8 protein-coding genes are annotated in these 10,331 nt (G+C 56.7%); 5 read left to right on the top strand and 3 right to left on the bottom strand.

Annotation, left to right across the window (positions count from 1 at the left end):
- On the top strand, nt 1-885 hold an 885-nt coding region (gene mepM / locus DEO48_RS10885), incomplete at its 5' end, for a murein DD-endopeptidase MepM (RefSeq protein WP_109845162.1).
- 121 nt (nt 886-1,006) lie between these two features.
- Nucleotides 1,007-1,978, top strand: coding sequence for a lauroyl-Kdo(2)-lipid IV(A) myristoyltransferase (gene lpxM / locus DEO48_RS10880; RefSeq protein WP_109845161.1), 972 nt, complete (start codon nt 1,007-1,009; stop codon nt 1,976-1,978).
- Nucleotides 1,979-2,023: 45 nt separating this feature from the next.
- Here lpxM and pyk read toward each other — a convergent pair whose 3' ends face one another.
- Complete coding sequence (gene pyk, locus DEO48_RS10875; protein ID WP_008500455.1) at nt 2,024-3,466, bottom strand: pyruvate kinase; 1,443 nt, start codon at nt 3,464-3,466, stop codon at nt 2,024-2,026.
- A gap of 140 nt (nt 3,467-3,606) precedes the next feature.
- Nucleotides 3,607-4,476, bottom strand: a complete 870-nt coding sequence (locus DEO48_RS10870) for a MurR/RpiR family transcriptional regulator (protein ID WP_023312229.1) — start codon at nt 4,474-4,476, stop codon at nt 3,607-3,609.
- Nucleotides 4,477-4,832: 356 nt separating this feature from the next.
- Between DEO48_RS10870 and zwf the strand changes: the two genes are divergently transcribed.
- From zwf to kdgA, 3 genes are all read left to right on the top strand, one after another.
- On the top strand, nt 4,833-6,308 hold the full coding sequence (gene zwf / locus DEO48_RS10865) for a glucose-6-phosphate dehydrogenase (RefSeq protein ID WP_023312228.1): 1,476 nt from the start codon (nt 4,833-4,835) through the stop codon (nt 6,306-6,308).
- 232 nt (nt 6,309-6,540) lie between these two features.
- Entirely contained in the window at nt 6,541-8,352 is a 1,812-nt protein-coding gene (edd, locus tag DEO48_RS10860; RefSeq protein WP_045404461.1) for a phosphogluconate dehydratase, read from the top strand.
- Nucleotides 8,353-8,391: 39 nt separating this feature from the next.
- Nucleotides 8,392-9,033 (top strand): bifunctional 4-hydroxy-2-oxoglutarate aldolase/2-dehydro-3-deoxy-phosphogluconate aldolase, encoded by a 642-nt coding sequence (gene kdgA / locus DEO48_RS10855; RefSeq protein WP_014884307.1) that lies wholly within the window; start codon nt 8,392-8,394, stop codon nt 9,031-9,033.
- Nucleotides 9,034-9,074: 41 nt separating this feature from the next.
- On the opposite strand, the gene purT is transcribed toward kdgA, so the two are convergent.
- On the bottom strand, nt 9,075-10,253 hold the full coding sequence (gene purT, locus DEO48_RS10850) for a formate-dependent phosphoribosylglycinamide formyltransferase (RefSeq protein ID WP_109845164.1): 1,179 nt from the start codon (nt 10,251-10,253) through the stop codon (nt 9,075-9,077).
- Between the last annotated feature and the right edge of the window lie 78 nt (nt 10,254-10,331).

Raw genomic sequence — 10,331 nt, 5'->3', positions numbered from 1 at the left:
GATGGCGATCTCCAGCGTCTGACCTGGGAAATGTCCCGCCGCGAAACCCGCACCTACGATCGCACTGCAAACGGTTTCAAGATGACCAGCGAAATGCAGAAGGGTGACTGGGTTAACAGCGTTCTGAAAGGCACCGTGGGCGCGAGCTTTGTCTCCAGCGCGCGCGATGCAGGCCTGACCAGCGCTGAAATCAGCTCGGTGATCAAAGCCATGCAGTGGCAGATGGATTTCCGCAAGCTGAAGAAGGGCGATGAGTTCTCCGTCCTGATGTCTCGCGAAATGCTGGACGGCAAGCGCGAGCAAAGCCAGCTGCTGGGCGTACGTCTGCGCTCCGAGGGCAAAGATTACTACGCGATTCGTGCCGAAGACGGTAAGTTCTATGACCGTACCGGTACGGGCCTTGCAAAAGGCTTCCTGCGCTTCCCGACGGCAAAACAGTTCCGCGTCTCCTCTAACTTTAACCCGCGTCGTCTGAACCCGGTAACCGGGCGCGTTGCGCCGCACCGTGGCGTTGACTTTGCCATGCCGCAGGGCACGCCGGTACTGGCGGTTGGAGATGGTGAAGTGGTGGTGGCCAAGCGTAGCGGTGCCGCCGGATATTATGTCGCGGTACGTCATGGCCGCACTTATACGACCCGCTACATGCACCTGCGTAAGCTGCTGGTCAAACCGGGCCAGAAGGTGAAGCGTGGTGACCGTATCGCGATCTCCGGCAATACCGGGCGCTCTACCGGCCCGCACCTGCACTATGAAGTGTGGATCAACCAACAGGCCGTGAACCCGCTGACGGCGAAACTGCCGCGTACCGAAGGCCTGACAGGTAAAGATCGTACTGATTATCTGGCGCAGGTGAAAGAGGTGATGCCGCAGCTGAGCTTAAACTAAGCCCTCTGTTTTTGTTAAAAAAGCCGGCGCACACTGACGCCGGCTTTTTCTTTTGTGCGTGGACGACTGCCTCGCTACACTATCTGAATAAAATTTTGCGTCATCAGACCCTGGATCCAGCATGGAAACCAAAAAAAACAATATTGAATACATTCCTGAGTTTGAAAAATCCTTCCGCCATCCGCGCAACTGGGGCGCCTGGCTTGGTGTTTACGCCTTTGCGGGGATGGCGATGCTGCCTGCCTCTGTTCGCGATCCCGTTCTCGGTAAAATTGGCCGTCTGGCCGGGCGTTTGGGCAAGAGCGCCCGCCGCCGCGCGCAGATCAACCTTTACTACTGTTTTCCTGAGAAAAGCGACGCCGAGCGCGAGGCAATCATTGATGAGATGTATACCACCGCCCCGCAGGCAATGGCGATGATGGCTGAACTGGCGCTGAAAGGGCCGGATAAAATCGTCGATCGCGTTGACTGGAAAGGGCTGGACATCATCGAGGAGATGCGCCGCAACGACGAGAAAGTCATTTTCCTTGTCCCCCACGGCTGGGGTGTTGATATTCCGGCGATGCTGATGGCGTCTCAGGGCCAGAAAATGGCGGCGATGTTCCATAACCAGGGAAATAAAATCTACGATTTTGTCTGGAATACGGTGCGCCGTCGTTTTGGCGGACGTTTGCATGCGCGTAACGATGGCATTAAGCCCTTCATTCACTCGGTGCGTCAGGGGTACTGGGGATACTATCTGCCGGATCAGGACCACGGCCCCGAGCACAGCGAGTTTGTCGATTTCTTTGCGACCTATAAAGCGACGCTCCCCGCGATTGGCCGCCTGATGAAAGTCTGTCGTGCCCGAGTGATCCCGCTGTTCCCGGTCTATGACGGGAAAACGCATCGCTTGAGTATTGAGGTTCGTCCGCCGATGGATGATCTGCTGACCGCAGACGACCACACGATCGCGCGTCGAATGAACGAAGAGGTGGAGATACTGGTGGGGCCGCATGCCGAACAGTATACGTGGATACTGAAGCTGCTTAAAACGCGGAAACCGGGTGAAACAGAGCCCTATAAACGTAAAGAGCTTTATCCGAGGAAATAAAAAAAGCCCTCTCCATCTGGAGAGGGCTTTTTAACACAGACGTTATTACTCGACGGTCATAACGCGCGTGGTGTTGGTTGAGCCGATGGTGCTCATCACGTCGCCCTGGGTCACAATGACGATATCACCGGACACCAGATAGCCTTTGTCGCGCAGCAGGTTTACGGCATCGTGCGCCGCAGCTACGCCGTCATTGGTGCTGTCGAAGTGAACCGGCGTCACGCCGCGGTACAGCGCGGTCAGGTTCAGCGTACGTTCGTGACGGGACATGGCGAAGATCGGCAGACCAGAGCTGATACGAGAGGTCATCAGCGCGGTGCGGCCAGATTCGGTCATGGTGATGATCGCGGTAACGCCCTTCAGATGGTTTGCCGCGTACATCGCAGACATCGCTATCGCTTCTTCCACGTTGTCGAACTGCACGTCCAGACGGTGTTTAGAAACGTTGATGCTTGGGATCTTTTCAGCGCCCAGGCAGACGCGCGCCATGGCGGCCACGGTTTCTGCCGGATACTGGCCTGCAGCGGTTTCCGCAGAGAGCATCACCGCATCGGTACCGTCCAGCACGGCGTTAGCCACGTCCATAACTTCTGCACGGGTTGGCATTGGGTTGGTGATCATCGATTCCATCATTTGAGTGGCGGTGATCACCGCGCGGTTCAGCTGACGTGCGCGACGAATCAGCGCTTTCTGGATCCCTACCAGCTCAGGGTCGCCAATTTCCACGCCCAGGTCTCCACGCGCAACCATCACCACGTCGGATGCGAGGATCACATCGTCCATGGCATCCTGATCGCAAACGGCTTCCGCGCGTTCAACTTTCGCGACGATTTTAGCATCGCAGCCTGCATCACGAGCCAGGCGACGCGCATAGTTCAGATCTTCGCCGCAGCGCGGGAAGGAGACCGCCAGGTAGTCAACGCCGATCAGCGCGGCAGTGACGATGTCCGCTTTGTCTTTATCGGTAAGCGCTTCTGCAGAGAGGCCGCCGCCCAGTTTGTTGATGCCTTTATTGTTGGAAAGCGGGCCGCCGACGGTGACTTCGGTGAACACTTTCATGCCCTGAACTTCCAGCACCTTCAGCTGTACGCGACCGTCGTCGAGCAGCAGGATATCGCCTGGCACAACGTCAGCCGGCAGGCCTTTATAGTCGATACCGACTTTCTCTTTATCGCCTTCGCCTTTGCCCAGGTTGGCATCCAGCAGGAATTTGTCGCCGATATTGAGGAAAACTTTACCCTCTTTAAAGGTCGATACGCGGATTTTTGGACCCTGCAAATCGCCGAGGATAGCAACGTGGCGGCCCAGTTTGGCTGCGATTTCACGCACTTTATCGGCACGTAACTTATGGTCTTCTGGCGTACCGTGAGAGAAGTTCATACGCACCACGTTGGCGCCGGCGGCGATAATTTTCTCAAGATTATTATCGCGATCGGTGGCCGGGCCTAAGGTGGTTACGATCTTGGTTCTGCGAAGCCTTCTGGACATGTAATACTCCGTTGACTGAAACAACTTTGGTGTTGCGTGAACATTGAATCGGCCTTCATCTGCTGCAAGGCAGCGGAGAGTGGACCGAATGCCGTAAATCGTTACATCGTAATTATTGGTTACGTCTTCGTTATCAACTATCAGGGAACATCGCTCTTTATAAGCAATTCTTTATCAAAACGCGATTCCTTCAGCGCTTCCTTGACCCGCTTCAAGTTATCCCGGAATTTTGCGCCCCGACGTAAGGTAAAACCGGTTGCCAGCACGTCAATCACGGTAAGCTGCGCCAGTCGGGAAACCATCGGCATATAAATGTCGGTGTCTTCCGGCACGTCGAGGGTGATCGCCAGCGTCGCCTCACGCGCCAGCGGCGTGCCTGCCGTGGTGAGGGCAATCACCATGGCATCGTTTTCACGGGCCAGCTGTGCCAGCTCTACCTGACTCTTGGTGCGGCCGGTGTGCGAAATCAGTACCACGACGTCATCTTCACTGCAATTCATACAGCTCATGCGTTGCAGCACAATGTCATCGGAATAAATAACCGGCACGTTAAAGCGGAAAAATTTGTTCATGGCGTCATGCGCCACGGCTGCCGACGACCCGAGACCAAAGAACGCAATCCGCTTGGCCTGGGTGAGCAAATCCACCGCGCGATTCACGGAACTCATGTCCAGAGACTGGCGCACGTGGTCAAGCGAAGCCATGGCCGATTCAAAAATTTTCGCGGTATAGGCATCAACGCTGTCGTCTTCATCCACATTACGATTAACATATGGGGTGCCGTTAGCCAGACTTTGTGCCAGATGCAGTTTAAAATCAGGAAAGCCGCGCGTTTCCAGGCTACGGCAAAAGCGATTGACCGTGGGTTCGCTAACACCCGCTTCCTGTGCCAGAGCGGCGATGCTTGAATGAATCGCCTGAGCGGGAGAGGCGAGAATGACCTCGGCCACTTTTCGCTCGGATTTGCTAAGGTGTTCCAGTTGAAACTGGATTTTTTCCAGCATGTTCATGTTAACAGGATGCTCATGGGTGTAAACGATTTCATAAATTGATGAAATCGTGATTCGATTTAGCCGATATTACCCCTGTGGCTTCCATTAAGGGTAACAATCGACAAGATAATGTTGTTGTTTTTTTTCATTACTTGATCGGTGTCGGGTTTTGCTGTGACCCTGTTGCGCAAAGAAACGGCGGTTGTTGCGTCATTACGCCGTCGTAATCACCCAGATGGTGAAAAATCGCGGTATCGCACGCGACGATAAGCGCTAATGGTTTCGGGAATGACGTAAAAGCAGTACAGTGCATTGTAATAAAATTACAACGATACCTGGCAGAAGTACCAGGTGATCCAACTGAGGAGAATGACATGGCGGTAACGCAAACAGCCCAGGCATGTGACCTGGTCATTTTCGGCGCGAAAGGCGACCTTGCACGCCGAAAATTGCTGCCTTCCCTGTATCAACTGGAGAAAGCGGGCCAAATTCATCCGGATACCCGTATCCTGGGTGTCGGGCGCGCCGACTGGGACAAGGACGCTTATACCAAAGTCGTCCGCGAGGCGCTCGAAACTTTCATGAAAGAAAAAATTGATGAAAGTTTGTGGGATACCCTGAGTGGACGCCTCGATTTCTGCAACCTGGACGTGAATGACGTCAGCGCGTTTACCCGCTTAGGCGCGATGTTGGATCAGAAAAACCGTGTCACCATTAACTATTTCGCCATGCCGCCAAGCACCTTCGGCGCCATTTGCAAAGGTCTGGGCGAAGCCAAACTGAACGCCAAACCGGCGCGCGTCGTGATGGAGAAGCCGCTGGGTACGTCGCTGGCAACCTCGCGTGAAATCAACGACCAGGTGGGCGAGTTCTTTGAAGAGTGCCAGGTCTACCGCATTGACCACTATCTCGGTAAAGAGACCGTTCTGAACCTGCTGGCGCTGCGTTTCGCTAACTCCCTGTTTGTGAATAACTGGGACAACCGCACTATCGACCACGTGGAAATCACCGTGGCGGAAGAGGTGGGGATTGAAGGTCGCTGGGGTTACTTTGACCAGGCCGGCCAGATGCGCGACATGATCCAGAACCACCTGCTGCAAATTCTGTGCATGATTGCCATGTCTCCACCGTCTGACCTGACGGCTGACAGCATCCGTGACGCAAAAGTGAAAGTGCTGAAGTCACTGCGCCGCATCGACCGCTCCAACGTGCGTGAGAAGACCGTCCGCGGTCAGTACACCGCCGGGTTTGCGCAAGGCAAAAAAGTGCCGGGCTACCTGGAAGAAGAGGGCGCGAACAAGTCCAGCAACACCGAGACGTTCGTGGCGATCCGCGTGGATATCGACGACTGGCGCTGGGCGGGCGTTCCGTTCTACCTGCGCACCGGTAAACGTCTGCCGGCCAAATGTTCCGAAGTGGTTGTTTACTTCAAAAACCCGGAACTGAACCTGTTCAAAGAGTCCTGGCAGGAACTGCCGCAGAACAAACTGACCATTCGTCTGCAGCCGGACGAAGGGGTGGATATCCAGATCCTGAACAAAGTGCCGGGGCTGGATCATAAACACAACCTGCAGACCACCAAGCTGGATCTGAGCTACTCCGAAACCTTCAACCAGACGCACCTGGCCGATGCTTACGAGCGTCTGTTGCTGGAAACCATGCGCGGTATCCAGGCGCTGTTCGTGCGTCGCGACGAAGTGGAAGAGGCGTGGAAATGGGTCGACTCCATCACCGAAGCCTGGGCGGCCGATCAGGATGCGCCAAAACCGTATCAGGCGGGTACCTGGGGACCTGTCGCGTCGGTGGCGATGATTACCCGCGATGGCCGCTCCTGGAACGAGTTTGAGTAAGATAATCCTCTAGCTCGAAAGTGTTATTTTACCGGTAACATGATCTAACACAGCTAGTGGCACAATTTTCAACTTTTAAGCTCCGCGTGGATTCACCCGCGGAGCTTTTTTTATTACACTGCCGGAAGTGATTTTGCCCCTGAGCTCCGGACAGCAAGCGTTTCAGCGTTGTTAACAACTGCCAGCGACTTTGTAAACTCCCGAGCCGGACAGATAATTTAGAGGAGCTTTTATGAATCCGACATTGTTACGCGTAACACAGCGCATTATCGAGCGCTCGAAAGAGACCCGTTCGGCCTACCTCGCCCGGATTGAACAGGCAAAGAGCAGCACCGTCCACCGATCTCAGCTGGCCTGCGGGAACCTGGCGCACGGCTTCGCCGCCTGCCAGCCTGATGATAAAGCGTCGCTGAAAAGCATGTTGCGTAACAATATCGCCATTATTACCTCCTATAACGATATGCTTTCCGCCCACCAGCCCTATGAGGTCTATCCCACTATCATCCGTAACGCGCTGCACAGCGTAAATGCGGTGGGCCAGGTGGCGGGCGGCGTACCTGCCATGTGCGACGGCGTGACGCAGGGGCAGGACGGTATGGAGCTGTCCCTGCTGAGCCGCGAAGTGATTGCGATGTCTGCCGCGGTGGGCCTGTCACACAATATGTTTGATGGCGCGCTGTACCTCGGCGTGTGCGACAAGATTGTCCCGGGCCTGGTGATGGCGGCGCTGTCGTTTGGGCATCTGCCTGCGATCTTCGTCCCGTCCGGCCCAATGGCGAGCGGTCTGCCGAACAAAGAAAAAGTGCGTATCCGCCAGCTGTACGCGGAAGGCAAAGCAGACCGTCAGGCGCTGCTGGAGGCGGAAGCTGCGTCCTATCATGCGCCGGGGACCTGTACGTTCTACGGTACGGCTAACACAAACCAGATGGTGGTGGAATTTATGGGGATGCAGCTTCCGGGCTCGTCCTTCATCCAGCCGGATGCACCGCTGCGCAAGGCGCTGACCGAGGCCGCGGCCCGTCAGGTCACGCGTCTGACCGGCAACGGCAACGAATGGATGCCGATGGGTAAAATGGTTGACGAAAAAGTCATTGTTAACGGTATTGTCGCGCTGCTGGCAACCGGGGGCTCAACCAACCACACCATGCATCTGGTGGCCATGGCGCGTGCGGCGGGCATTCTGATTAACTGGGATGACTTCTCCGAGATCTCTTCTGTAGTGCCGCTGATGGCGCGCCTGTACCCGAACGGTCCGGCGGATATTAACCACTTCCAGGCTGCAGGCGGCGTACCGCTGCTGATGCGCGAGCTGCTGAAGGGCGGACTGCTGCATGAAGACGTAAATACCGTGGCGGGCTTTGGCCTTCAGCGCTACACCCAGGAGCCGTGGCTGAACAACGGCGAGCTGGACTGGCGTGAAGGGGCGAGCGCGTCCCTTGATGCGCAGGTGATTGCTACGATCGACAAACCGTTCTCTCCTCATGGCGGCACCAAAGTGCTGAGCGGCAACCTCGGTCGTGCGGTAATGAAGACCTCTGCCGTACCGGAAGAGAACCAGGTTATCGAAGCGCCGGCGGTGGTGTTTGAAAGCCAGCACGACGTATTACCTGCCTTTGACGCCGGTCTGCTTGATAAAGACTGCGTAGTGGTGGTGCGTCACCAGGGGCCTAAAGCTAACGGGATGCCAGAATTACATAAACTTATGCCACCACTTGGTGTATTATTGGACCGCCGTTTCAAAATTGCGCTAGTCACCGATGGACGCCTCTCCGGGGCATCCGGTAAAGTGCCTTCAGCCATCCACGTGACGCCGGAAGCCTACGACGGCGGTTTACTGGCGAAGGTACGCGACGGTGACATGATCCGCGTGAACGGCCAGACGGGCGAGTTAACCCTGCTGGTGGATGACGCCGAGCTGGCGGCACGTCAGCCCCATATTCCTGACCTGAGCGCATCGCGCGTGGGGACCGGACGCGAAATGTTCAGCGCGCTGCGTGAGAAACTCTCCGGTGCGGAGCAGGGCGCAACCTGTATTACGTTTTAAGACGACTTGATTTTAACGATCTGGCGAGAGAAAACTCTGATGAAAAACTGGAAAACAAGTGCAGAAGCAATCCTGACCACTGGCCCTGTCGTGCCGGTTATCGTGGTAAACAAGCTGGAGCACGCTGTACCGATGGCGAAAGCGCTGGTTGCGGGCGGCGTTCGCGTTCTGGAAGTGACCCTGCGCACCGCCTGTGCGATGGATGCTATCCGCGCTATCGCCAAAGAAGTGCCGGACGCCATCATCGGTGCGGGTACCGTTCTCAACGCGCAGCAGCTGGCGGAAGTGACCGAAGCGGGCGCGCAGTTCGCCATCAGCCCTGGCCTGACCGAGCCGCTGCTGAAAGCCGCGACAGAAGGCACTATTCCGCTGATCCCGGGCATCAGCACCGTCTCTGAACTGATGCTGGGCATGGACTACGGTCTGAAAGAGTTCAAATTCTTCCCGGCTGAAGCGAACGGCGGCACCAAAGCGCTGCAGGCGATTGCGGGTCCCTTCTCTCAGGTACGCTTCTGCCCGACAGGCGGTATCTCTCCTGCCAACTACCGTGACTACCTGGCGCTGAAAAGCGTGCTGTGCATCGGCGGTTCATGGCTGGTTCCGGCGGATGCGCTGGAGGCGGGCGACTGGGATCGCATCACCAAACTGGCTCGCGAAGCGGTTGAAGGCGCGAAGCAGTAAGCCACTCGCCGCATGAAAAACGGGCCTTTTGGCCCGTTTTTTTATCCCTCTACCTTGACGCTCGCAGCGGCCGCTTTCGCTCTCGCCACGGCGTCGTCAACGTTATCCCCGGTGGCTAATGCCACGCCAAGACGGCGGGTTCCGTCGATCTCCGGCTTGCCGAACAGACGTACCTGCAATCCTGCACCCACCGCCCCGTCGACGTTATCAAACGTGACGTTCTGGCTGGTTAACTGCGGCAGGATCACCGCCGAGGCGGCCGGGCCATACTGACGAACACCGCCGACGGGCAAGCCGAGGAACGCGCGCACGTGCAGGGCGAACTCGGAGAGATCCTGCGAAATCAGCGTGATCATGCCGGTGTCATGCGGGCGAGGGGAGACTTCGCTGAAAATTACCTCATCACCGCATACAAACAGCTCCACGCCGAACAGGCCATAGCCGCCCAGCGCCAGGACGGTTTTACGGGCGATCTCCCGAGCACGCTCCAGCGCCAGGGTGCTCATCTGCTGCGGCTGCCAGGATTCGCGGTAATCGCCATCCTCCTGACGGTGGCCAATCGGGTCGCAGAAATGGACGCCGTCAACGGCGCTGACGGTCAACAGGGTGATTTCGAAATCAAACTTCACGACGCCTTCGACGATTACGCGACCGGCTCCGGCACGGCCGCCCTGCTGGGCATAATCCCACGCGTGATCCAGGGTGCCGCTGTCGCGAATAAAGCTCTGCCCTTTTCCGGAGGAGCTCATCACCGGCTTAACGATGCACGGGTAGCCAATCTCCTCAACGGCCTGCATGAACGCGGCCTTATCGCCAGCAAAACGGTAGCTCGAGGTGGGCAATCCCAGCTCTTCCGCCGCCAGGCGACGAATGCCTTCGCGGTTCATGGTCAGCTTTGCGGCTTTCGCGCAGGGCACCACGCGCTGGCCTTCCTGCTCCAGGGCGATCAGCGTATCGGTGGCGATGGCCTCAATTTCCGGCACGACAAAATCGGGTTTTTCGCGCGTAATCAGCTCGCGAAGGGCATCGCCATCCAGCATGTTAATCACATAAGAACGATGGGCGACGTGCATGGCGGGTGCGTCGGCGTAACGGTCTACGGCAATGACTTCCACACCTAAACGCTGGCACTCAATGGCGACCTCTTTCCCCAGCTCGCCCGATCCCAACAGCATCACTCGCGTCGCCGCAGGTCGCAGCGCAGTTCCTAAACGAATCATAACAATCCCCCTGAAAAAGTTGCGCGCAGTATAAACGAAAACGTTTGCGTCTGTCTTGTGCAGGGCTAAACGAGGGGG

The organism is Enterobacter sp. CGMCC 5087, from assembly GCF_003144775.1.
GTDB lineage: Bacteria > Pseudomonadota > Gammaproteobacteria > Enterobacterales > Enterobacteriaceae > Enterobacter > Enterobacter cloacae_M.
This window is presented reverse-complemented; position numbering and strand designations above follow the sequence as displayed.